The sequence below is a fragment of the Coleofasciculaceae cyanobacterium genome (assembly GCA_036703275.1).
Classification (GTDB): Bacteria; Cyanobacteriota; Cyanobacteriia; order Cyanobacteriales; family Xenococcaceae; genus Waterburya.
This window is the reverse complement of record DATNPK010000076.1, coordinates 128,996-152,431: the sequence shown is the minus strand read 5'-3', so window position 1 is coordinate 152,431 and position 23,436 is coordinate 128,996. Positions and strand designations below refer to the sequence as shown.

Below are 23,436 nucleotides of genomic sequence, written 5' to 3'. Positions count from 1 at the left end.
ATTGAGTGGAATGAACCTTAATTTGTCTCCAGACGTAAACTAACGTGACTGAACATCAAAGACCAATTGCCGTAGATTTATTTGCGGGTGCAGGAGGAATGACCTTAGGTTTTGAACAAGCAGGGTTTGATGTTTTGGCAGCAGTAGAACTAGATCCGATTCACGCTAGCGTCCATGAATATAACTTTCCTTTTTGGACAACTATTTGTAAAAGCGTTACTGAAACTAGTGCCAGGGAAATTAGGGAATTATCAGCAATTGGCGATCGCGATATTGATGTAGTTTTTGGCGGACCACCCTGTCAGGGTTTCTCGCTAATGGGAAAAAGAGATTTTGGTGACGATCGCAATTCTCTCGTATTTAATTTTTTACGCCTTGTCCTGGACTTACAGCCCAAGTTTTTTGTGATGGAAAATGTGCGGGGAATTACCATTGGCAAGCAAAAAAAGATTTTACAGACAATTATTAGTGAGTTTAAAGCTTCGGGCTATCAGGTAGCAGAGACTCCCCAAGTATTAAATGCAGCTAATTATGGAGTACCTCAAAATCGCCACAGGCTATTTTTGCTTGGCTGTCGTCAAAGTTTAGACTTGCCCAACTATCCCCAACCAAAGACTAACCCTCCCCTCACAAAGCCTCGTCAGGCAGCTATTCAATCAATTAACCACAATTTACCGCCTACTCCGACGGTGGCAGAAGCCATTGGCGATATTCCTGAAGTCGATTATTATCCAGAATTAGAGCTTCGAGATTGGGTCGTGGCCAACTATGGTCAACCAAGTCAGTATGCTAGCAAATTACGCGATCCTGGTTTAGTTGCTGATAATTACGCCTATGGCAGAATATATAATCCAGCACTTTTGACCTGTAGCCGCCGCACCAAACATACTGCACAAACCATCGCTAGATTTGCGACTACAATTCCAGGCAAGAATGATCGCGTTTCTCATTTTTATCGTTTGGAGTTGAATGGTCTGTGCATTACCCTTAGAGCGGGTACGGCTAGTAATCGAGGTGCATTTACTTCTCCTCGTCCTATTCATCCGATTACCCCTCGCTGTATTACCGTTAGAGAGGCTGCACGATTGCATTCCTATCCCGATTGGTTCATGTTCCACGCTACCAAATGGCATGGCTTTCGGCAAATTGGTAATTCTGTTCCTCCTCTATTGGCACAGGCGATCGCGCAAGTGATTCTTCAAGCTTTATATGTTGTGCCAATTAAACCACAGCAGCAGTTTAATTTAGTTCAGAGCGAGTTATTACAGTTCAAAATGTCTCAGGCAGAAAAATATCATGGTTTAAATACTAGAGCGATCGCTCGTCGAACTGCAATCGAGCCAATTACTTAGCTTTATTGTTTCTTTTTAATGCTAACTGTACTAGTTTTGAGTAATTGAAGCAAAAAAAGCAATCGCCCATAACCTTAATCTCAGGAGGGCGATTGCTTGAGCAATGAACAGTGATACTAGCTTTTACTTAGAAGAGTACGCATCTTGTCAGTTTTCTGACTAGAACCATAGACAGGAGAAAACTTGGCTAGAAGTTCCCGAAATTCTTTGCCATCAATCGTTTCTTTCTCAATTAAAACGTCTACAATGCGGTCAACCGCTAAGCGATTTTCACTGATAATACTTTTAGCTCTGGCAAAACAATCAAAAGCAATGTTTCTAATCCTGATATCTATTTGAGAAGCAACTTCTTCTGAATACTCATTTCTCGAGCTTGAATCGCCACCCAAAAATACGGGTTGATCCTGACCTTCTAAGGCAAGCACTCCTAAATCGGACATTCCAAACTTAGTTACCATTTTTCGCGCTAGATTCGTTAGCACCTGAATATCTTGACCAGCTCCTTGAGTTACCTCATCCCTACCAAATACTATCTCTTCGGCTGCCCTGCCCCCCAACGTAGAGGTAATGGTAGCCAAGATTTTAGCTTTGGTTTCTAGTCCCATTTCTTCCTCTGGAGTGAACCAGGTTAAACCGCCTGCACCACCTCTGGGAATGAGGGTGACTTTTTCCACAGGATCGTGACTGGGAACCATCGTAGCGACGATCGCGTGTCCAACTTCGTGATAAGCAATTAGCCTTTTAGATTTGCTATCTACTAAGGGAACTCCTTCCATTCCTGCCACAATACGGTCTACTGCATCGTTTACCTCAAGCATAGTTACCGCTTCTTTATGTCTTCTGGCGGTTAAAATTGCGGCTTCATTTAACAGGTTAGCCAAGTCAGCCCCACTAAAGCCAGGAGTACGACGAGCGATCGCATCTAAAGATACTTCAGGAGCAATTTTTTTACCGCGGGCATGAACTTCTAAAATACCCAATCTTCCCTGCATATCGGGATAGTCGACAATTACCTGACGGTCGAAACGACCAGGACGCAGTAGAGCTTTATCTAAAACGTCGGGACGGTTAGTTGCAGCAATCACGATGATGCCACTATTTCCTTCAAAGCCATCCATTTCAGTCAGTAGTTGGTTTAAAGTCTGCTCTCGCTCATCATTGCCACCACCGATACCTGCACCTCTTTGACGACCTACTGCATCAATCTCATCGATGAAGACGATACAGGGAGCGTTTTCCTTGGCTTTTTTAAATAAATCGCGGACACGGGATGCGCCGACACCGACAAACATTTCGACAAACTCAGAACCAGAAATACTAAAGAAAGGTACTCCAGCTTCACCAGCGATCGCTTTGGCTAAAAGAGTTTTACCAGTCCCAGGCGGTCCAACTAACAAAACACCACGAGGAATCTTTGCGCCGATTGCGGTAAATTTTTCAGGCTCTTTAAGAAAGGTAACAACTTCCTGTAGCTCTTCTTTGGCTTCTTCGATACCCGCTACATCATCAAACTGAATTCCTGTTTTTGCCTCCATCTGAAACTTAGCTTTGGATTTACCAAAGCTCAACGCTTGACCAGAAGCATTGGCAGAGCGTCGTAAAATCATAATTAATCCTGATAACAGAACCAAAATAATTAGTAGATTAAGTAAGACTCCAATGGTTGTAGAGCGATCCACCGAGGATTTAATACTAAAGTCTACGTTTTTGGCTCTAATTTGCGGAATTAGATCTTGATTTCGCTCAAACAGTAATACTTCGAGCGGAGGATCGTCTTGAGATTGCCCTTTTAAGACTACACTGGCTTTTTGGGTAGTTTCATCGATCTCTACTTGGGTAACCTGGTTTTCTTCTAATTTCTCGATAAACTGACTGTAGCTTAAAGCATTTTTGGACTTTTGCTGAGCTAAGGTAGGAGTTGCCAGGAACAAGCTTTGCAAAATCATCCAACCCGCAGCCAACCGACCGATAGAAGTAGCCATTTTGTTTTTCTGCTTACGGTTGTTCAGCTTGCTAACAGGAGTAGTTTCTAATTCTGCTATCTTCTTAATCTGACAATTTTCCATAGTTGTTTGTAATATTTATAGCTATCTATCTACTGAAGTATGTATATAAAATTCAAGAATAACTCCAGCCTAACTAAAAAAAAATAGTTATTGCCATAATTTAACAGATCAAATTACTGGTATGCCCAAATATTCACTCTTGAGGTCTTGTTGCTTAGTAAATTAAGGCTTGGTGCAGGATCTGAATTTGGCTGCTAAATAATCAAAGAGTGTAATGCGATCTACTCGGTAAGGGCGAATCGCGCATTTCTACTTACCGCCGATCAAACCTCTTCGATGATCGGCAAGAGAATACTGGATAAATTGCTGTAAATGCTGAATGTGTGAATTGTCAGACAGCAGATCGAGCTGAGCGATCGCATCTTGGAGTGGAAGATGCTGAAGATAGAGTAGACGAAAAGCTTTTTTTAGTTGTTGAATTTCTTCTCTTTTAACACCACGTCTTTTTAAACCAACCAAGTTTAACGATCGCACTCTAGCAGGATTTCCCTCTACCATCATATAGGGAGGTACATCACGGCTAATACGGCTCATCCCCCCGACCATTGCCATACGACCAATATGGACAAACTGATGAATCCCCAAGACACCGCTAATAATTGCCATTGACTCTATCTGAACATGACCAGCGATCGCGACGCTATTAGCAATGACGACTTCATTCTTGATCGTGCAGTTGTGACCGATATGACTATATGCCATCAACAGATTATCATTGCCAATTATGGTAGCTTCACCTTCATTGGTAGCGCGATTGATGGTGGCATATTCGCGGATGCGATTGCGATCGCCAATGATTACTTTACTATTTGCTCCTTGATATTTTAAATCTTGAGGTTCTAAACCAATTGCTGCACCAGGAAAAATTTGATTATCTTTGCCAACTATAGTTAGTCCATCAATAATGGCATGGCTACCCACTACAGTATTAGCGCCGATACTGACCTGACCACCGATTACTGCGTATGGTTCAACTCGCACAGTGGGATGTATTTGGGCCTGATTATTAATGACAGCAGTCGGATGAATTAAGGCGGTCAAGATCAATTCTCCTAAAGGCTATAGCTGGTTAGATGTGAAAGGATTAGCCATTAGGCGAGTTCGATAAAGACTAAATTGATAGTTTAAAGACAGATGATCGATGATGATTTCCATGCTGAGCTTCTAGCTAATCCCAAATTATGCACGATGATAACTTATCTAATTTAGATGAGCAGTCCTAATCAAAATAATTTTTAGTTAGTGATTAACATTGCTTAAATATATCGATTAAACTGTAATCGAACTGCAACTGAATACTGAGTTAATTTTTCAATTATTTTTCAATTAAAGAAAACATCATTTCTCCTTTAACTGCCAATTCTCCATCTACTTCGCCTCTTCCCTGCATTTTGGCAATGCGATTTTGCTTCAGTGATAGTAATTCGACAGTCATGGTCAAGCGATCGCCAGGGGTTACAGGACGGCGAAAACGAACCTTATCTATTCCGGCAAAAGCAAAAAACTTACCAGTCATCCCTGGTAACTGCACCAAAATAACTCCCCCCACTTGTGCCATAGCCTCTACCATTAATACTCCTGGCATTAAGGGAAAATCGGGAATGTGTCCTGGGAAGAAGGGTTCGTTATAGGTAACGTTTTTAATACCTACAGCCTTTTCTCCTGGTACGTAGTCGATAATGCGATCTACCAAGGCAAATGGATAGCGGTGGGGCAATAGCTGATGAATTTCTTGAATATTGAACGTTGTTTTAAACTCAGGATCGGGAGTTGACAAAACAGAATCGTTGACAGTTACCATTAGGGATTTAATTGTTATTTGTTATATTTTCTTGATTTTGTGCAAGCGCATCTTGAATCGAGCTTAGGTTATCTAGTTTTTATCTAATTTCAGCCAATTTAATTGCTAGTTGAGTATGGAGTTTATGACTGGCTTTATAAGCAATTAGGTGAGCCGTTGGTAATAGACCTAATAAACTAAGATCTCCTACTAAATCTAATAGTTTATGACGGGCTGGTTCATTCGTAAATCTTAGAGGAGGATTAACCCATCCCTGATGACTACAAACTAGGGCATTTTCCAGGTTTCCCCCTTTAATTAAACCCGATCGCTGTAGCTGTTCTATTTGTTCGGCAAAACCAAAAGTACGAGCAGGCGCAATTTCAGTAGCAAAATTTGCTTCGGCAGGACTCCAGCTATGCCACTGATTACCAATTGCCTCGTAGGTAAAATCTATGCCATAGGTCAAGCGAGTTTGGAGTGCAGGTAAAGCAGCAACAAAAGAGTCATTTTCTCTAATCCAGATTGGTTCTGTTGGCGTAATAGAACGTTGAGTAGCTGGAGTTATTTTATGGTGAGTGATTCCAGCTTGAGCGATCGCTTCACACCAGTTTTTAGCCGAACCATCCAGTAAAGGTATTTCTTCGCCATCAATTTCGATACGGGCATCATCTACACCACAGGCGACTAAAGAAGCTAGCAAATGTTCTACTGTCCTAACCTTAGCTTTTCCGACCAATAATTCGGTAGATAGGGTAGTTTGACCTAGCACATCAATTTGAGCTGGAATTTTCGGCGCATCAGGCAAATCCACCCGCACAAAATAGCGACCATCTCCAGCCTTTGCAGGCATTACTCTAACAGTGGCATTTTCTCCTAAATGCAATCCCACTCCCGACAATCTAAACTCTCTAGCTACTGTACTGACCATAATTTTGGGCAAACAGTTGTTTACCCCCACAGATTAAAATTTTTCGCCAATCCCAAATTGAATCTGACTGTCACCGTCGTCATTAATGGCATAGTCTACCCGAATTGGTCCTAGCGGAGATTGTACCCTAACCCCTAAACCATATCCATATCCGCTACCAGGAAGTTCTCTAACAACAGATGGATTTCCAGGAACATTATCGTCAGAACCCAAAAATGTACCGTAATCAAAGAAGAGCGCGCCACCAACAATTCTAAATATGGGAAACCGATATTCTGCCGTAGCTTGAAAATAACTTTTCCCGTTACCTACTTCACCATCATTAAAACCGCGAACAGAATTGCTTCCCCCTAAGATAAATGCTTCATAAGGAGGTACATCGCCAATAATCGTTCCTGCTTGAATGTTGAAAGCCAATGCTTCAGTATTACCACCAAAAGGAACAATATTAATCGGAAAATATTGGCTATAGTTGGCTCTGAGTCGATTAAAGAGAATACTACCCGAACCAATTGGTATGGTTTGCTCTGTTCCTAGCCTGAGTATTGAACCACTGGTAGGTTGCAGAGGATTGTTACGGCGATCGCGAGTTGCGCCAAAACGTAAAGAAAATAAATCGTCTGTACCATCATCGCTAAAGGCAAGATTAAATGGCTCTGACGTAACTTCTTGACCTGTATCAAGATCGGTAAAAGTTCGAGGTTGCGATAAAGGAGACACGTCTCCATCACTGTTTTTAACTTCTATGCGTTGGTATTGAAAACCTGTAGAAAGAGTCCAATCTCTTCTGGCAAAAGGATCGCTGGGCAAAGGACGAGAAAAGTTGATTCCGCCTCCAGTACGAACTACGCGGGGCGAATCACTGCCATCAAAAGTATCAATATCGTTCTCTCCATTAAACACGAGAGAGATCGAACGACGACGAAAAGCATTAACGGTATAAGAAGTACGGCTTTCGCTTCCTGCAATCCAGGGGTCGGTAAAGTTAACGTCGAACAGAAAATTGTCTGAACCAATCTGTACATCTGTTCCTAGAGTTTGATTATTACCACCAAAGTTTTGCTGCTTGTAACTCGCTGTACCAAATAAACCACTGTCTGAACTATAGCCAGCTCCCGCAGCAATTGAGCCGCTGCTGCCTTCAACTACATCAATATTAACTATGACCTTACTAGGATCTGTTCCTGGGCTAAAAGAAAAACGTGCATCTTCAAAAATTCCTAGCCCAAAAACCCGCTGTAAATCTCTTTGAGCCGTATCGCGCTTGAACACCTCTCCTGGAGCCAACTCTACTTCCCGCGTCACAATGAATTCGCGGGTTTTTCCTTCTATTGGTTCATCATCTTCATCAAAATATCTAACTTGAATATCTTCAATGACTCCTTCAGCAACAACTAAGGTAACTTCTCCTTCTGGACTTACCTGAGGTGCGCCGACAACCTGCGCCAGTTCATAACCGTTTTTGCTGTACCATTCATTTACTCTGATAATACCTGCCTGCAATTCTCGCAAATTAAGAATCTGACCATAGTTTTTACCAAAAAATTCGTCAACTTTCTCTGGTGGTAAAACTCCACTCTCATTTCCCTGAGCAACGGTTTGTACATCCACGTCACTCAAGATTGGGTTAGGTTCTACCGCAAAAGTAATTCTTACCCCTAGAGGTGTATCTCCTGGAGTTACCTCGACGTTTTGGAAAAAACCAGTGGCATATACGGCGTTTACATCTTCCTGCAATTGGGTTCTAGTAGTGGTTCGTCCTGCTTCAGTGCCAATAGTTGCATAAACTATATCTTCTAATTCTTCGTTTGCTCCTTCCACTACGACTTCTGCTACTAATACACGAGGTTCGTTGGATGATTGAGGTGCATTTTCGGAATCTTCAGGCGGCTGGACTCCATTTTCACCTTGAGGTGGCTCTAATTCTGGTGGCGTAATTTCAGGCAGCTTTAGATTAGGATCGACCTGTATATCAGAGTCGGAAGGCGAGGGTAATTCTGGGTCAGTATTCTGATTTTGAGCTATTTTAGTTGGCTTAATGTTTTGCAGTAAAGCTGCACCTTTAGTAATTATTACAGCATCTTTTGATTGGTTATCAAAACTGTTCTGCTCGGCTCGGCTCGGTAGAGATATTGCCAAGGTTAGAGATGTTGCCAAGATGGTAATCAGGGCAGGAGCTAGACGCACTTTTTTCGGTTTGATTAACACTTCGACACACCAGATAGAGAATTTAGCAAGTTGATAATTTTGATGATTATTCTGTCTCGAATTAACCAACGGTCGCAGCGGACAAAGAGACATGAGGCAGGGTCAGTCTGTTTTTGAATAAGATTCGCCGAGCTTGCTTTCTCAAACGAAGCAAATTCCCTAGTCATTAGGCGAAGTACTCTTGGGGCAGAGGGCAAAGCCCTACAGCGTCGCGAGGACACTACTGCTTGCCAAGGAGGCTGCACTTCGTAATGTGATAATCTGTGGCTAACTTAACTCACAACTGCCCCATTGGCACTGGTTTGGCTAAAACAAAATTATGGTTTGCTAGCCAACTATTGAAAAAATATGACTATTTATCTTACTTGATGTTCCCTATTTTTATTAATTAATTATTTTTACTTAGATTGAAGCATTAAAGTTAAATACTTGATAAAAACAATTAATATTAAATTAAATATTATTGCTACTGCCTTATTATTACTTTTTTAACTGTGCCAAAATTCGCTGTTGAACTTTTTGATATGCTGCTTCTACTTGACCTAAATCTTTACGAAAACGATCTTTATCCATTATTCTAGATTGGGGATCGCTTTCGCTTTTATCCCAAAGGCGACAGGTATCAGGACTAATTTCATCTGCTAGAAGTAAATTTTCTTGAGCATCAATGCCAAATTCTAATTTGAAGTCTACCAGAGTAATATTACATTTATCAAAAAAAGTTTGGAGATTTTGATTTATTTTACGTGCCATATTATCAATTTCTGTCAGTCTTTGCGGGGCAACTAAATTCAATAAAAAGATGCGATCGCGAGTGAGTAAGGGATCGCCTAATTCATCGCTTTTATAGTAATACTCCACTAAAGGTGAAGATAATACTTGACCTTCTGGCAGTCCTGTTTGACGGCAAAGACTTCCTGCGGCAATATTTCTGACTACTACTTCTACAGGGACTATAGTAACCGCTTTAACTCGCATTTGGTTAGGTTCAGGACAATCTAGACAGTGAGTGGGAATATTCTTCGATTCCAACCATTCAAACAGAGCAGCAGTAATCTGGCAATTGATTGCTCCTTTACCCTGGATTTTTCCCCGCTTCTGAGCGTTAAAAGCAGTAGCATCATCTTTATATACGGTAAGCAAGATCTCTGAGTCTGCTGTAGTATAAAGAATTTTTGCCTTGCCTTCGTAAAGTTTTTTTGACTGTAACATTATTGTAGTCGCTTAAAAATCTGACGATTGATGGATAGCAAAAAGCTGAATTGACAATTTAGATTAAGAACAGGTTAACAAGGGTTAAATGAATTGTTATTATTTAAAATAAAACCCAGTTTATAGTAGCGTTATCACGTAACTTTTGTATTTATCTCTTGCCAAAAAGTAGTTTAAAAAATTGTTAAGCTAGTGCCAGCTTAAATACAGGATTGTTGCAAATCAGTCTAAAAAAGATCCCACAACTATGGAAAATAACCCACAAAAGTATAATTTTCTTCATCCACGTCATTCCTATCATGGGAATGTCAAGCCTGAGAACTTAGTTTTTAACTCTAATTTGCAGGAGTTTTCTCAAAAAATTAGCTATATTTGTAACTTAGAAACTGGCGGCAAGTTGCCTCCAGATGAAGCATACAAGCAAATTAAATTCTTATGGAAAGAACTGAAAAAAAGTAAGAAAGAGCTGGGAATTGGACGTAATAGCCAATAGCCATTAGAAAAACCAAGCTAGGGCAGCCAATTTTTCAAATGAGAGCGACGACTGCTATAACTAATAAGACAATTTATTATGGCTGAACGGATGTCTCGCTCTAAAGCTCTGCAATCTTATATTTTGATTCGCTTGCTTCTTGCCCCTTTGATGTTGCTAACGATTGCTACCATAGTATTCTTGCTTTTGAGGGCGACCCCTGGCGACCCAGCTGATGCAATTTTAGGTACTCGCGCTCCAGAAGCAGCTAAAGCAGCATTGCGATCGCAACTAGGATTAACTAATCCTTTATGGCAACAATACTTAGACTATCTTAAAGACCTGCTTAATTTCAATTTAGGTAGCTCCCTAACCAGTCGTGGTTTGTCGGTTTGGGAGGTAATTAAAGAATATTTTCCCGCCACCGTGGAGCTTTCTTTCTGCAGCATGATTGTGGCAGTAGTAGTAGGTGTTTTCGTTGGCATAGTTTCTGCTTCTTCTGCCAATAATTTCCTTGATGCTGGAGGGCGATTATTTGGCATTATTACCTACTCTCTACCTTTATTTTGGGTGGGCATGGTATTGCAGTTAATCTTTGCAGTTAATTTAGGCTGGTTTCCTTTAGGTACTCGGTTTCCTGTTAGTGCAGCCACTCCGCCTAATATCACAGGACTATACATAATTGATAGTTTAATTGCTGGAGATCTAGGAATGTTGCTGAATACACTGCATTACTTGGCATTACCTAGCCTAACTTTGGGTTTACTCTTAAGCGGTATTTTTGAACGTATTGTGCGGGTGAATCTCAAGCAAACTCTACAGGCTGATTATGTAGAAGCAGCTAGAGCCAGAGGAATTGCTGAAAGAACAATTGTGATGAACCACGCCCTAAAAAATGCCTTGATTCCAGTGATTACAGTTTTAGGCTTGACCTTTGCTGCTTTGCTTGGTGGTGCAGTATTGACCGAGGTAACTTTTTCCTGGCCAGGATTAGGTAACAGGCTGTATGAGGCAATATCTCTGCGAGACTATCCTACTGTCCAGGGAGTAATGGTGTTTTTCGGTATTATTGTCGTGATTGCCAGTATTGCGATCGACATTATTAATGCTTATATCGATCCGAGAATTAGATATTAGGTACTGATGTATTGCTACGTGTTAAGTGGTAAGTATGAATTTACTGAATATGAACCAAGAAGCAAAACAGTTTTTTCCATAGTCTGCAAGCAATTAACTATCATATTGGTAACTGAAAACTGAAAAATAAAAACTGAAATTATGGCTCGTTTAAATATTCATAGTCTGTCGATGCAAATTAGCCGTATGTTCGAGCAGGGACAGTCTTTCTTCTGTGCAATTAAGGTGCAGGACTGGTTGAGGGAGCGTAATGAAAACCCAGATGATTATGAAATTTCCTTTGAAGAAAAACCTGCACCACCAGGATCGGGTTTGATTGTGATGCGAGAGATTAAATTGCGTCGTAAGGATGGTAAACCTGTAGAAGATTGGTTACAAGAAGATATTAATAGCTATAGTTAAACGCCAGTGACTTGTTCAGACTAATATTGCATTGCTGCGTTTGAATGCTATTAGCTAATGGTTTTTAATAAAAAATATCGGCAGGATCCGCGGTACGGAGTTTTCTAATTGCGATCGCGCCAGAGACAGCGCACATGAGTAAATTTAAGATAAAAACTTTCAGCGCAATGCTCAAATCCATACTAATAGGCAGCTCAATCAATTTTGCCATTAAATAGTAAATTCCATAAGAAGCTAAATAGCCAGGAATAAAACCCATAATTGCCAGAATTAATGACTCTTGCAGCACCACTAATGATAGATCGCGGTCTTTATAACCCATTGCTTTGAGAGTGGCATATTCTGGTAGATGTTCGCTGACATCGGTATAAATTACCTGATAGACAATAATAATACCGACAACAAACCCGATCGCTGCGCCAAAGTTTAAAATTTTACCTTCAGACCAGGTAGCGACAAAGTCTCGTTCTCCTTGGGCTAATTCATCTGGGGTTAATACCTTAATATCTTGACTAAGATTATTTTGAATCTGCTTAATTACCGATTGAGGATTTACTCCAGGTTCTAAAGACAAAACACCTACAGTAATGTCTGCCAAACTATCTGTCCCCTCCATTTGCCCATAATTCCAGTCGCTCATCACCGCCACCCCCTTGTAGTCAAAAGTACTGCTCAGGCTAAATAAACCCAGTACTGTGACGCGATGATTGTCTAAAATACTGGAAACAAAACCTTGACTCTTAACTAGTTGTGGGATGTTTCCTAGCTCAGATTTGGCCAGGCGATCGTACAAAATTCCGCCTGGAACGGATAATAAATTTAATTGCTGATTGATTTCGGGTAGCTTGAATACTGGTTTGGTGGGATTAAAGGCAAAAATTTGGATGCGAGAAGATTGTGGTAAAGCAGCATCATCTTCATCTTCCTGGGGAGATTCCAGCAGGTGAGGATTTACCCAGTTTCCACTATTGACATAAAGAGGTCGAGCATCAGCAACTCCCTCAATTGCATCTGCTTGATAGAGATATACACTAGGCAAAGAACTATGTTCAAGACTTTTTGCATAAGAGGACAACAAATAAAGTTCGCCATTGAGACTTTTGGGCAAAATAGTTACCCCATCAAATAGCATCGCCCTTAGACCCAACTGAGTGAAAATTAGGATGATCGAAAATGCTACTCCCAAGATTGCTACTAGCAGACGAATTTTCTGATGAGATAACTGTAGCCATGCTACGGGAGTTCGACGTAAATAAGAATTTATTTTCTTACAAAATAGGTAAATTGGTTTCACTAGTTTTCAGTCATCTGTTAGTTGTTAGTTGTTAGTTGTTTTTACCGATTTCTACTCTGACCTGCATATTAGTCACTCCTGCAACTTTTTGGCTATCTTTTGGATCGATGCGGATTTTCACTTCGACAATTCGAGAGTTTTCATCTTGAGTGGGATCTTCTGATGATTCTAATAATTCTTTTGCGCCTACCTGTAAGCCTAAATGGTCTACTGTGCCTTTGAGCTTGCCTGCAAACCCGCCATACTCGCTGCTAATGGCGACTGGTTGTCCAATTTTTACTTTACCGATGTCGGTCTCATAAACTTCGGCGATCGCATACATTTCATTAGTGCGACCTAATTCCACAATTCCCTCCTCGGTGTTTACCTGTTCGCCAACACGGGTATTAATCCGCAAAATTTGACCCGCGATCGGTACTTTAACCTTGGTATCTTCTAAATCTGCCTTAACCTGTTCCACGGCGATAATGGCACGTTCTAGCTCAACCTGACTAACTTTTACGTCTACTGGTCTGATTTCTTCTAATCTAGCCAAGTTTTCTTGTTCCTGGTTTATTTCTTGCTGTAAAGTTTGACGAGTATTGTTTCGCTGCGCTTTTCTCTCATTCAAAGCAGCCTGAGCCATGTCTAAGGCTTCTTTAGCCTCATCAGATGCTTGTTGGGTAACTGCTCCCTGCTGTAGTAGAGTTTGATTGCGGTCATAGGTCAACTCTGCCTGTCTTAATTGGGCTTCGGCCGAGGCGATCGCTGCCTGTCTTTCAACGGTTTCGTTGCGCAACTGTGATTGCAAACGAGAAATATTCGCTTTCTGTGCTGCTAAATCTGCCTTTTTGGTATCTCCAGCGCGGACTTGTTCTAATCTTGCCTGAGCTAACTCTACTTGTTTTGTCGCTTCTTCTAAATCTCTTTGACGATTTTCTAACCCCTGAAGAATCGCAATTACCTGATTTTTCTCGACGCGATCGCCTTCATTAACTAAAATTTGGTTAACTCGACTATCCTCGGCATTTGCTACCGAGAGTTTAATTACCTCTCCTTTGGGTATTAGTTTGCCCAACGCTACTACTTGTTTGAGTCGGTTTACCTGGGCTTGGGTTTGAGGATCGACATCTTGAGATTTAGCCTGAGAATCGGCATTACAAGCGTTAATCAAAATCAACAGACTGAGAACAGCACCATACTTACAAATGATACTTGGGTTAATCGAAAATCTTGACAAACTCATGCTTCGAGGGACTTCAAAATCTTCAAATTGATAATTAAATTTATGAGCCAAGCATTCTAAATCTGAGATGAACTTGTTTCTCTGTTTTAGCTTCCAGCACTTGAAAACTTATACTAACAATTCTCTCGATCAAGCTGCCTAAAAAAAGCGATCGCTATGCTGAAATTTTAGGTCACCCTGAAAAGATAAATTCTGCTAATTACTTATAAAAAATAATTATATATTAATAATAAAAACATTGTGATAACTTATTACTGTAGCAATAACAGTTAAGCACAATAAATTAAACACGATGACAGCTTTAATTGAGAAACGGCAGCAGAAAACTTTCAAGTTTGTACTTTTTCTCCAGCAATGGCTCAATAATTTAGAGATTAGACACGAGCAAACCGCAAGACATATTGTCAAATTAATTCCTGCTCAATGCCCATTTGCTAGAGATATAAAAGTATTTGGTAAAGTAGTTTTTCGGATTCCTGCTTTGTGCAAATTTAATCCTCTATACGAGCAGCTAATAGCATTAAGATTTCGCGCCCTTTGCTTTCTTGCCGATCGATGTGGTGAAGATATTACGCCTTATTGCTCGTGAATTATGCTGTAGTAGCGATCGCTAATCAATCCCCAAGAAATAGAAAGCTAATTCCGAGCTATGGTCAAAAGAGTATCGATATCAGCAGAGGTAATGTATTCTAGATTGGCTGATATCTTGTTAATGTCCCAATTCCACCAGGCAATTTCCAGCAATGTTTTAATCGTTTCCGCCGTAAATCTTTGTTTGATAATTTTTGCAGGATTTCCGCCGACAATGCTGTAAGGAGGAACATCATTAACCACAACTGATTTAGCAGCAATAATTGCCCCATCCCCTATGGTTACTCCTGGCATCATAATCGATTCGCAACCAATCCAGACATCATTACCAACTAAGGTGTCACCTTTAAAAGGCAATTGGTTATCCTCTGGCGTTACTTTTTCCCAGCCGTTACCAAAAATGTAAAAAGGATAGGTAGAAAAACCCGATATCTGATGATTTGCGCCATTCATAATAAATTTTAGGTTTCTAGCTAAAGCGCAAAACTTACCGATAATTAATTTGTCTTTACTAAACGAATAATGATAAAGAACATTGCGTTCAAAGTCTTCTGAATCTTCTGGATCGTCATAGTATGTGTAGTCGCCAACGATAATTTTGGGATGAGTGACAGTGTTTTTGATAAAACAAATCTGCGGAAATCCAGGCATCGGGTGTTTTTCTTCTGGATTTGCGCCGTACAAAATTACCTTATTACCTCTGACTGTTAAATAACGAAAATGTACTGAAGCCTTATGATAACAATTCTATTGATATAGCTGCATTACCTTATCAATCGCCATCCGAGATTGAACATTAAGATTCAAATTAGAAGTATGTCCGAGATTAAAATGTTGGGCTGCTGCACAACCAATCATGGCTGCATTATCAGTACAAAACTTTAAAGGCGGAAAATATACTTTTAAATTGTGCTTGTCCGCCGCATCTTGTAAATGTGTTCTCAAACCGCTATTTGCTGCTACACCACCGCCAATCGTAATAGTATCTAAATCATAATCGAGAGCGCATTTGACGCTACGTTTAGTTAATACCTTGGCTACAGTATCCTGAAAGCTAGCTGCAACATCAGCCACGGGAATTTCTCCAGCAACTGCTAATTTTTCTACTAATCTTAAAACCGCTGTTTTCATTCCGCTAAAGCTATAGTCATAGGGATGATAGCCTCCTTCTGATAATGAGATTTTACCTTCGGGTAATTTAAAAGCTTTGGGGTTGCCTTGTTGCGCCAGGCGATCGATTATTGGACCACCTGGATAGCCTAAATCTAATAACCTTGCCACTTTATCAAACGCTTCTCCTGCTGCATCATCTCTAGTTGAGCCAAGAAGTTTATATTCTCCATAATCTTTAACCTGAATACTACTGGTATGTCCCCCAGAAACCAGTAAGCACAGAAATGGAGGCTCTAAGTTTAGTTGAGCCAAATAAGAAGCATAGATATGCCCTTCCAGGTGATGCACTCCCAGAAAAGGCTTGTTGTAAAGCATCGCCAAGGTTTTTGCTGCTGCCATTCCTACTAGCAAAGCTCCTACTAAGCCAGGAGTACAGGTGGCTGCGATCGCATCTATATTTTTCCACTCTAGATCTGCTTCCGACATCGCCTGACTAATACAGGGGTTAATAATTTCTAGATGTTGCCGGGAAGCTAATTCTGGTACAACACCCCCGTAAATTTTGTGCAGTTCGATTTGAGAAGAAACAATGCTACTTAAAACTTGACGGTTCTTTACAATTGCTACCGCAGTTTCGTCACAACTTGTTTCGATCGCTAAAATTGTTGCCATCCTTTGATAAGTTGATTTACAAGAACAAATATGTTCGCCTAATCCCCAACTTTCTTAAGTAGAAAGAGTTTACAAAAGCATTAGCAAGGCTTTAATAAATTACAGTCTATTACTGGAAGTAAGATTAGTTGGCGTATAAGAAATATCTTTACGCCTATACACAAACACAATTATTATCTGTCACAAAAGGAAACATATTCATGAGAAGGTTGTTTGCTTTAATACTAGTATTTACGCTTTGGTTTGGTTTTGCACCTACGGCGAATGCTAAAGAAGATGTAGCTAATTTAACTCCCTGCGGAGAAAATCCTGCCTACATCCAAAAAGCTAAAAATTTCCGCAACACTACAAGCGATCCCAATTCTGGTCAAATTCGAGCCGAGCGTTATGCCGAAGCTCTTTGTGGCCCAGAGGGTTTACCCCATTTAATCGTAGATGGTCGCTGGTCGCACATGGGAGACTTTTTTATCCCTAGTGTTTTATTCTTATATATTGCTGGCTGGATTGGTTGGGCTGGTCGCTCTTACGTAATTGCGGTGAGAGGACAGAAGAACACAGAAATGCACGAAATTGTGATCGATGTTCCTTTGGCTATTAGCAAAATGTTAGCTGCCTCTACTTGGCCTTTACTTGCTTTTGGTGAATTTACTAGTGGCAAGCTTGTAGCGGATGAATCAGAAATTACTGTTTCACCTCGCTAGGACGTACTTTATTTATTGTTTACATGGAGGACAAACATGGAAGCCTTACAAAGATTTCTTTCCACCGCCCCAGTTTTAATTATGGCACTGCTAACGGTTACAGCCGGTCTTTTAATCGAATTTAACCGTTTTTTCCCCGATTTATTATTCCATCCACTTACTTAGTTAGAATATAACTAACTTCAACTGAGGTTTTCTTAACTTAATAGTATGTCTATTTTTAGCATCTTCGCTAAAAATAGACATTTCATTTTCTGCGATTAATTTGGTTGTTAGTCGCAGTTTTTTTGTAGCTATTAGCTGTAAGCTCCCGAATTTTTTAACTATAATTACTGGAAAATATGAATTCAAATTACAGAAAAACCTAAACCTAATTTGTTATAAAAGAGGAAATTATCTTAAAAAATATTAATCAAAATGAAATATAAAAGATGTAGACCCGAAAAGCGGATTTATCGGAACTTAGCTTTAGGAGTTATTACTTTTATCGTCTTCGCTACAGTCTTGCCTGTAATGACTTCTTTGGGAGTATCCTAGCTGTCGTGAGTGATAAACTACCTGACAACAAATACAGCCCAAGCCAGAGCCAGTGAGTCTAACTAAGCAACATCTGGATTAAGCTCTCAGCAAAGGCAATAATAAGGTGAAAAAATAATAGACTAGAGGAGCAGTAAAAACGTAGCTATCGGTGCGATCCAAAATGCCTCCGTGACCTGGAATTAACTGGCCAGAATCTTTGACTCCTGCATCGCGCTTCATCATCGATTCGGTTAAGTCTCCTAGCAGGCTAGTAATGCCAATTAGTATTCCTAACATCACGCCGCTTATCTGCCAAGCAGGAAAATGAAAATACCAAGCTCCTAATTCAGCAACTATTAAACTGCCTAGTACGCCAAAAACTGCTCCCTCAACGGTTTTTTTAGGACTAATATCTGATAATCTAGTCCGACCAAAGTTTTTGCCCATCGTGTATGCACCAATATCTGCCGCCCAAATACAAGCCATTACCAAAAAAGTTAAGGTTAAAGCAGTAGGAAACTGACTGGGATTGAGCCAAGAATCTGGCCAATAGCCATTTAGAGGTAAGTTACTCGCATTACTACTATTAGGAAGATTCACTCTCAGACGAACCCAGAAAGTCGGTAAATAGCCTGTATAAAATAATCCTAAGATGGAACTGGAAATATCAGCGATGGTAGCTATTTTGGGCTGAAATAACAAATAGAAGCAAATGATTGTTCCACCCAAGCAGAACATCGCATCAGTAATGTTGGGAGCAATAGTGGCACTAAGCAAAAGCACTAGAGAGACAATTAAAGTGGTTTTGCCAGCGGGTTCCACTCCCTTGGCGCGAACTAACCTAAAATATTCTAGTTGCGCCAAGACAATTAAAATACCAATACCGAGAGTAAAATACCACCCTCCGAGAATAATCATTCCCAAGGCAAGGGCGATCGCTACTACAGAGCTAATTATACGAGACAAGGGCATAATGCGTTGCTGCTACAAACGCTAAATTAAGAAGTTAAAAGATTAAGTTTAAGTCAACCTTATGAAAGATTAACAAATTACTGGTTTATGTCCTAGTAATTCTCGAGCAAAAAATAAAGTATCGTAGTAAGCTAGAATTTTTCTCCACTAAGTATGAACATTGGATTTACTGCGGCAAAAGTCTGATGAATCCCCCTAGTTTCTAAACGATTTACTGCCGATTGCACTACTTCTATATTTCGAGCCTGAAGCTCTGATAAACCCTGAGAAATAATATACAAATTTTCCAAGTTACTAACTGTGGCTACAATTCGTCCTTCTGGCTGGAGATATTTCCAAGTTTGTTTAAGAATATCTTCAATCGGTTTACCTCCTTCTATACAAACTAAATTTGGCTTATGCTGTATATCTTTGAGGCAGTCTGGTGCGCTTCCTTGAACCACGTCAACGTTATTTACTCCAAAGCGATCGCAGTTACGTTTAATTAATTTTGCCACTTCGTCGTCTCTTTCTATGGCAATTATCTGTCCTTGGGGGCAAAGTAAGCCAATTTCTACGGGAATCGTCCCTGTTCCTGCACCGATGTCCCACAAAACTGAATCTGGCTTCATGCGCAAGGAGGAAATAATCAACATTCTTACCTCCCTTTTACTTAGAGGAATTCCAGGCAGACGTTCAAAAAGTTTGTCAGGAATTCCAGGGGTTTTATAGGGCCAGAGCATAATAAAATTGTTATTGATTATTGGTTATTTATAGCGTTGCCGAATCTAGATCTTAAATACCGAAGCTAATGACTAAGAACAATATTACTTTTAATTTTGTACCTTGAATGAGCTAGGTTTTACTGGTTAGTTGATTCAGCTATTTAAAAATTTGTAAGGTTTGGAGAGTGGGATCGTTACACCCTGTGATAGTTCCCCCCGCTGCCAAAACTTGTTGTAAATAGTCAATTGCCTCGCTCGTAATAATTTCTCCAGGCATTAATAGAGGAATACCTGGAGGATAAGGACAAATTAACTCCCCACACAGGCGATCGCTGGCTTCACTAATTGATATAGTTTCAGTATTAGCAAAATAAGCTTCTCTGGGTGAAACCTCCAAGGGATGAAAGATTAAAGATGATTGAGCGGGAAGAATAATCGGGAAGGAAATAATTTCAGAAGTGACTGATTGAGATAAAGTTTCACAGGCTTGAATCAGTTTTTTAATATCTTCAGCAATATTACCCAGGGAGATAATAAAGGTGAGGTGCTGCGGTAAAGGAAGTTCGCAGGTAACTCCTAGCTGTTCGTGTAATATTTTGTCAGCCTCAAAGCCTGTTATACCTAATTTGGATAGGTTAAGGGTTAGTCTAGTTATGTCAAAGTGTTGGCAGCCTGGCTGTATTTTTGATGTCAATACAGATAAATTGGTCATCTCAGCAATTTTATCCTTGGCTTCGGTGGAGAAAGCGATTGCTTGACTCATTAATTCTTTGCCTTGAGTTGCCATTTGCTGTCTGGCAGCATCTAGGGAAGCGAGAAGAAGATAACTAGGGCTTGTAGATTGAACTAACTGCAAAGCTTTATTAATCCGCTGACGACAAACTCTTGTTCCTTGAATATGTAGCATTGATGCCTGAGTCATGGCACTTAAGGTTTTATGAGTAGACTGTACCGTCAAATCTGCCCCCAAGCTCATTGCCGAAGGAGGTAAATCATCATGAAAAGCAAAGTGTGCGCCGTGAGCTTCGTCTACCAACAGTGGAATATTATATCGGTGGGTAATTTCGGCGATTGCCTTTAAATCGCTACATACTCCCTGATAGGTTGGGTGCAGCATCATTACGGCTTTGGTGTCGGGATGTTGAAGTAACGATTGTTCTACCGTCTCTGGAGTTACGTTATGGGCTAATCCTGCTTGAGCATCGTATTCTGGATTGATATAGATCGGTATTGCTCCAGACAAAATTAAACCAGCGATCGCCGATTGATGAATATTCCTGGGTAAAATTATTTTGTCCCCCATGCTACAAGTAGCCAAAATCGCTGCCATTACGCCACAAGTTGAACCATTAATCAAAAACCAAGTTTTTTCCGCACCAAAAGTCATTGCAGCTAACTGCTGTGCTTCTTCTATTACCCCTTCTGGAGCAAACAAATTATCTAATTCTGGTAATTCTGGCAGATCGGCTTTAAATACGGCATTACCAATCAAATCTTTAATAACCTGATTGACTCCTTTTCCTTGCTTATGTCCTGGAGCGTAAAATGCCGCCTGAGATTTCTGAGCAGATTTTCTTAAAGCTTGTAATAAAGGCGTTTTTGTCCAATTATCGCTCATTTACATTTAGTATCTAAAATATTTTATTGATCTTGGAAAATCAAGATCTAGTTCCCAGCACGATCGCAGCTGCTGCATAATTCTGTTGTGCTGCGCGTTTCTCTATTATTTCATCATCAACTCTGACAAGTTAAGACACTACGTTGTTTGTCTAATCGATTTTTAGCTTTCAGCTATTAGCTATTAGCGTATATTCGTGGTTCTACATGGTCGGGAAACCCGACCATAGCCCACGCGCTTTTGAGATATTTTTCAGTAACTCTAAGAAGCGATGCGCTCTGCGCTGGCGTAGCCAATCGCTTACAACTTTTTTCAAATCCATATGTTTTTAAAATTATTTAATTATTTAATTTTTGTATAAAGCTAGTAAATTAATAATAACTTTATACAAACTATTTTTTAGATAAAGATTAAGTAAAAACAAGATACTGCTATCGCTTTCTCAGTAATTATTCTGATATGGTTTGAGAGCCCTAAATCAATAATATAAAAAGTACTTATAGTGTATTTATTAAATAATTACTCCAGCGTTATAGAAAGTGACAAAAAAAAAATTATGATTGTCGATGACGATCAAACATTACATCATTTAATTGATCGGTTTCTTTCCTATAATAACTATCAAACTGAAGTTGCTTCTGATTGCACCACAGCTAGACAAAAGTTTAGAAGCTTTCAGCCAGATTTAGTAATTCTAGATGTAAATTTACCAGACGATACAGGATTAAATCTTTGTCAAGAAATGCGCCAAACTAACGTAATGGTCATCATGCTAAGCTCTATGTCTGATAATAGCTACATTTTGGAAGCTTTTTCCAAAGGAGCAGACGACTACATTACCAAACCATTTGATTTACAAATTCTTAAGGCAAGAATTGAAGCTTTGTTTAGAAGAGGAAGTAATAATATCCCTTCTAGTATCAGTAAAAAATCTATCTTTTTAGACAATCTGACAATTGATTTTTATCGTCGCGAAGTTATTTTAAATAATCGTATTATTTCTCTAACAGCATTAGAATTTGATTTACTTTATTTTTTAGCTAATAATCCTAATCGAGTCTGGGATCGAGCAGAACTAATCGCGGCAATTTGGAATAATAATGGCTATGAGGGAGACGATCGCAAGGTAGATATTCACGTTGGTCGCATTCGTAAAAAAGTTGGTGATGTCCATGGAGAATTTATTAAAACTGTTTGGGGTAGAGGCTATATGTTTGAGTTATCTAGTTCTAATGCAGTAAAATTGGCAGACTGAACCTAGAAGTCAATACAAGCAGTCATGTTAAGAGCAGGAATCGTCGGATTACCCAACGTCGGTAAATCTACCATGTTTAATGCCTTGGTCGCTAATGCCAAGGCAGATGCAGCTAATTTCCCTTTTTGTACTATTGAACCTAACGTCGGGGTAGTATCCGTTCCAGATGCTCGCCTGGAGGTGCTTTCTAAACTCTCTAGTTCTCAAAAGCTAGTCCCTACCAGAATCGAGTTTGTCGATATTGCCGGTTTAGTTAAGGGTGCAAGTAAAGGGGAAGGGTTAGGCAATCAGTTTCTCGCTAATATCCGCGAAGTTGATGCCATTGTCCACATGGTACGTTGTTTTGAAGATGACGATATTATTCATGTTGCTGGTTCTGTAGATCCAGTCAGGGACATTGAAATAATTAATTTGGAGTTGATTTTAGCAGATCTGGCTCAGGTAGAGAAACGGATTACCAGGTTACGGAAACAGGCAAAAAATGACCAAAATGCCCAAGCAGAAGTAGAATTATTAACCAGAATTAGTGAGGTTCTAAACGATGGTAAATCTGTCCGCAGTATGGATTTATCCGAAGACGAGCTACTAACGATCAAGCAGCTCGGATTATTAACTAATAAACCGATTATTTATGCAACTAATGTTTCTGAGGATGACTTGGCAAGTGGCAATAAATGGGTAGAAGAAGTTCGCCAGTTTACCCATGATGAAGCTGCTAAAGTAGTCGTTGTCTCGGCGCAAGTAGAGTCAGAATTAATTGAACTTTCTCCGGAGGAGACTAAAGATTTCCTCGAAGCCTTAGGGGTAGAAGAAGGCGGTTTAAAATCTTTAATTAGCGCTACTTATGAGCTATTAGGATTGCGTACCTATCTCACAACAGGAGAGCAAGAAACCCGCGCCTGGACAATTGTTGCAGGAACTAAAGCACCCCAAGCGGCAGCCGTAATTCATACCGATTTTGAGAAGAAATTTATCAAGGCTGAAACTATTAGCTACCAAGATTTAATCCAAACAGGCTCTAAGAATGCAGCCAAAGAAAAAGGTTTACTGAGGCTAGAGGGTAAAGATTATGTTGTCCAAGAAGGTGATGTAATTGAATTTCGCATTGGTGGTTAATTACGATCTGCCGTCTCTAATAATAATTAATTTAAACTAGAGCGATCGCAATATTCAAGGCGATCGCTTTTTCAATCTCAAGGTGCTAGCTTCACA

Annotated in this window: 22 protein-coding genes; 9 read left to right on the top strand and 13 right to left on the bottom strand. The window is 40.0% G+C overall.

Annotated features, from left to right (window positions below; genetic code table 11):
• The first annotated feature begins 44 nt into the window (after positions 1-44).
• The gene (locus V6C71_14300) at positions 45-1,352 is read left to right on the top strand and encodes a DNA cytosine methyltransferase (protein HEY9769646.1); all 1,308 of its coding nucleotides are present in this window, start codon (positions 45-47) and stop codon (positions 1,350-1,352) included.
• Between the two features lie 116 nt (positions 1,353-1,468).
• Here the strand turns inward: V6C71_14300 and ftsH are convergent, their stop codons facing one another.
• The 6 genes from ftsH to purC all read right to left on the bottom strand — a co-directional run bounded on the left by ftsH (position 1,469) and on the right by purC (position 9,549).
• Positions 1,469-3,418 carry an ATP-dependent zinc metalloprotease FtsH gene (ftsH, locus tag V6C71_14295; protein HEY9769645.1) on the bottom strand — a complete coding sequence of 650 codons (1,950 nt, stop codon included), beginning with the start codon at positions 3,416-3,418 and terminating at the stop codon, positions 1,469-1,471.
• A 249-nt stretch (positions 3,419-3,667) separates the two neighbouring features.
• On the bottom strand, positions 3,668-4,459 hold the full coding sequence (gene lpxA / locus V6C71_14290; GenBank protein HEY9769644.1) for an acyl-ACP--UDP-N-acetylglucosamine O-acyltransferase: 792 nt from the start codon (positions 4,457-4,459) through the stop codon (positions 3,668-3,670).
• A gap of 274 nt (positions 4,460-4,733) precedes the next feature.
• On the bottom strand, positions 4,734-5,219 hold the full coding sequence (fabZ, locus tag V6C71_14285; GenBank protein HEY9769643.1) for a 3-hydroxyacyl-ACP dehydratase FabZ: 486 nt from the start codon (positions 5,217-5,219) through the stop codon (positions 4,734-4,736).
• Positions 5,220-5,298: 79 nt separating this feature from the next.
• Positions 5,299-6,129 (bottom strand): UDP-3-O-acyl-N-acetylglucosamine deacetylase, encoded by an 831-nt coding sequence (gene lpxC, locus V6C71_14280; protein ID HEY9769642.1) that lies wholly within the window; start codon positions 6,127-6,129, stop codon positions 5,299-5,301.
• Between the two features lie 33 nt (positions 6,130-6,162).
• Positions 6,163-8,406 (bottom strand): BamA/TamA family outer membrane protein, encoded by a 2,244-nt coding sequence (locus V6C71_14275; GenBank protein HEY9769641.1) that lies wholly within the window; start codon positions 8,404-8,406, stop codon positions 6,163-6,165.
• A 411-nt stretch (positions 8,407-8,817) separates the two neighbouring features.
• Complete coding sequence (gene purC, locus V6C71_14270; GenBank protein ID HEY9769640.1) at positions 8,818-9,549, bottom strand: phosphoribosylaminoimidazolesuccinocarboxamide synthase; 732 nt, start codon at positions 9,547-9,549, stop codon at positions 8,818-8,820.
• A 247-nt stretch (positions 9,550-9,796) separates the two neighbouring features.
• On the opposite strand from purC, the gene V6C71_14265 reads away from it, so the two are divergent.
• From V6C71_14265 to V6C71_14255, 3 genes are all read left to right on the top strand, one after another.
• A complete protein-coding gene (locus tag V6C71_14265) occupies positions 9,797-10,042 on the top strand; it encodes a hypothetical protein (protein ID HEY9769639.1) in 246 nt (81 codons plus the stop codon).
• Positions 10,043-10,120: 78 nt separating this feature from the next.
• A complete protein-coding gene (locus V6C71_14260; protein ID HEY9769638.1) occupies positions 10,121-11,158 on the top strand; it encodes an ABC transporter permease in 1,038 nt (345 codons plus the stop codon).
• Between the two features lie 141 nt (positions 11,159-11,299).
• Positions 11,300-11,560 carry a hypothetical protein gene (locus V6C71_14255; GenBank protein HEY9769637.1) on the top strand — a complete coding sequence of 87 codons (261 nt, stop codon included), beginning with the start codon at positions 11,300-11,302 and terminating at the stop codon, positions 11,558-11,560.
• A gap of 64 nt (positions 11,561-11,624) precedes the next feature.
• On the opposite strand, the gene devC is transcribed toward V6C71_14255, so the two are convergent.
• Positions 11,625-12,854, bottom strand: coding sequence for an ABC transporter permease DevC (devC, locus tag V6C71_14250; GenBank protein HEY9769636.1), 1,230 nt, complete (start codon positions 12,852-12,854; stop codon positions 11,625-11,627).
• A 31-nt stretch (positions 12,855-12,885) separates the two neighbouring features.
• On the bottom strand, positions 12,886-14,079 hold the full coding sequence (locus V6C71_14245) for an HlyD family efflux transporter periplasmic adaptor subunit (protein HEY9769635.1): 1,194 nt from the start codon (positions 14,077-14,079) through the stop codon (positions 12,886-12,888).
• Positions 14,080-14,371: 292 nt separating this feature from the next.
• On the opposite strand from V6C71_14245, the gene V6C71_14240 reads away from it, so the two are divergent.
• Positions 14,372-14,668, top strand: coding sequence for a Mo-dependent nitrogenase C-terminal domain-containing protein (locus tag V6C71_14240; GenBank protein HEY9769634.1), 297 nt, complete (start codon positions 14,372-14,374; stop codon positions 14,666-14,668).
• Positions 14,669-14,715: 47 nt separating this feature from the next.
• Here V6C71_14240 and V6C71_14235 read toward each other — a convergent pair whose 3' ends face one another.
• Together V6C71_14235 and tsaD are read right to left on the bottom strand one after the other, a co-directional pair.
• Positions 14,716-15,354, bottom strand: coding sequence for a Vat family streptogramin A O-acetyltransferase (locus V6C71_14235; GenBank protein ID HEY9769633.1), 639 nt, complete (start codon positions 15,352-15,354; stop codon positions 14,716-14,718).
• A 63-nt stretch (positions 15,355-15,417) separates the two neighbouring features.
• Positions 15,418-16,455 (bottom strand): tRNA (adenosine(37)-N6)-threonylcarbamoyltransferase complex transferase subunit TsaD, encoded by a 1,038-nt coding sequence (gene tsaD, locus V6C71_14230; protein ID HEY9769632.1) that lies wholly within the window; start codon positions 16,453-16,455, stop codon positions 15,418-15,420.
• 200 nt (positions 16,456-16,655) lie between these two features.
• On the opposite strand from tsaD, the gene V6C71_14225 reads away from it, so the two are divergent.
• Together V6C71_14225 and psaJ are read left to right on the top strand one after the other, a co-directional pair.
• Positions 16,656-17,156: a Photosystem I reaction center subunit III gene (locus V6C71_14225; protein HEY9769631.1), complete on the top strand. Its 501-nt coding sequence runs from the start codon at positions 16,656-16,658 to the stop codon at positions 17,154-17,156.
• Between the two features lie 36 nt (positions 17,157-17,192).
• On the top strand, positions 17,193-17,321 hold the full coding sequence (psaJ, locus tag V6C71_14220; GenBank protein HEY9769630.1) for a photosystem I reaction center subunit IX: 129 nt from the start codon (positions 17,193-17,195) through the stop codon (positions 17,319-17,321).
• A 450-nt stretch (positions 17,322-17,771) separates the two neighbouring features.
• Here the strand turns inward: psaJ and V6C71_14215 are convergent, their stop codons facing one another.
• The 3 genes from V6C71_14215 to V6C71_14205 form a co-directional block, all read right to left on the bottom strand.
• On the bottom strand, positions 17,772-18,647 hold the full coding sequence (locus tag V6C71_14215; protein ID HEY9769629.1) for a phosphatidate cytidylyltransferase: 876 nt from the start codon (positions 18,645-18,647) through the stop codon (positions 17,772-17,774).
• 131 nt (positions 18,648-18,778) lie between these two features.
• On the bottom strand, positions 18,779-19,369 hold the full coding sequence (gene cbiT, locus V6C71_14210; protein HEY9769628.1) for a precorrin-6Y C5,15-methyltransferase subunit CbiT: 591 nt from the start codon (positions 19,367-19,369) through the stop codon (positions 18,779-18,781).
• A 139-nt stretch (positions 19,370-19,508) separates the two neighbouring features.
• Complete coding sequence (locus V6C71_14205; GenBank protein ID HEY9769627.1) at positions 19,509-20,969, bottom strand: aminotransferase class I/II-fold pyridoxal phosphate-dependent enzyme; 1,461 nt, start codon at positions 20,967-20,969, stop codon at positions 19,509-19,511.
• A gap of 556 nt (positions 20,970-21,525) precedes the next feature.
• Here V6C71_14205 and V6C71_14200 point away from each other — a divergent pair.
• Together V6C71_14200 and ychF are read left to right on the top strand one after the other, a co-directional pair.
• Positions 21,526-22,224, top strand: a complete 699-nt coding sequence (locus tag V6C71_14200; GenBank protein ID HEY9769626.1) for a response regulator transcription factor — start codon at positions 21,526-21,528, stop codon at positions 22,222-22,224.
• 24 nt (positions 22,225-22,248) lie between these two features.
• Positions 22,249-23,340, top strand: coding sequence for a redox-regulated ATPase YchF (ychF, locus tag V6C71_14195; protein HEY9769625.1), 1,092 nt, complete (start codon positions 22,249-22,251; stop codon positions 23,338-23,340).
• Positions 23,341-23,436 lie beyond the last annotated feature (96 nt).

Bases quoted from the DNA above. Each gene is read 5' to 3' on its own strand.
- ftsH (HEY9769645.1), bottom strand. From the start codon at position 3,418: ATGGAAAATTGTCAGATTAAGAAGATAGCAGAATTAGAAACTACTCCT.
- fabZ (HEY9769643.1), bottom strand. From the start codon at position 5,219: ATGGTAACTGTCAACGATTCTGTTTTGTCAACTCCCGATCCTGAGTTT.
- lpxC (HEY9769642.1), bottom strand. From the start codon at position 6,129: ATGGTCAGTACAGTAGCTAGAGAGTTTAGATTGTCGGGAGTGGGATTG.
- purC (HEY9769640.1), bottom strand. From the start codon at position 9,549: ATGTTACAGTCAAAAAAACTTTACGAAGGCAAGGCAAAAATTCTTTAT.
- V6C71_14265 (HEY9769639.1), top strand. From the start codon at position 9,797: ATGGAAAATAACCCACAAAAGTATAATTTTCTTCATCCACGTCATTCC.
- V6C71_14260 (HEY9769638.1), top strand. From the start codon at position 10,121: ATGGCTGAACGGATGTCTCGCTCTAAAGCTCTGCAATCTTATATTTTG.
- V6C71_14255 (HEY9769637.1), top strand. From the start codon at position 11,300: ATGGCTCGTTTAAATATTCATAGTCTGTCGATGCAAATTAGCCGTATG.
- V6C71_14245 (HEY9769635.1), bottom strand. From the start codon at position 14,079: ATGAGTTTGTCAAGATTTTCGATTAACCCAAGTATCATTTGTAAGTAT.
- V6C71_14240 (HEY9769634.1), top strand. From the start codon at position 14,372: ATGACAGCTTTAATTGAGAAACGGCAGCAGAAAACTTTCAAGTTTGTA.
- tsaD (HEY9769632.1), bottom strand. From the start codon at position 16,455: ATGGCAACAATTTTAGCGATCGAAACAAGTTGTGACGAAACTGCGGTA.
- V6C71_14225 (HEY9769631.1), top strand. From the start codon at position 16,656: ATGAGAAGGTTGTTTGCTTTAATACTAGTATTTACGCTTTGGTTTGGT.
- psaJ (HEY9769630.1), top strand. From the start codon at position 17,193: ATGGAAGCCTTACAAAGATTTCTTTCCACCGCCCCAGTTTTAATTATG.
- V6C71_14215 (HEY9769629.1), bottom strand. From the start codon at position 18,647: ATGCCCTTGTCTCGTATAATTAGCTCTGTAGTAGCGATCGCCCTTGCC.
- cbiT (HEY9769628.1), bottom strand. From the start codon at position 19,369: ATGCTCTGGCCCTATAAAACCCCTGGAATTCCTGACAAACTTTTTGAA.
- V6C71_14205 (HEY9769627.1), bottom strand. From the start codon at position 20,969: ATGAGCGATAATTGGACAAAAACGCCTTTATTACAAGCTTTAAGAAAA.
- V6C71_14200 (HEY9769626.1), top strand. From the start codon at position 21,526: ATGATTGTCGATGACGATCAAACATTACATCATTTAATTGATCGGTTT.
- ychF (HEY9769625.1), top strand. From the start codon at position 22,249: ATGTTAAGAGCAGGAATCGTCGGATTACCCAACGTCGGTAAATCTACC.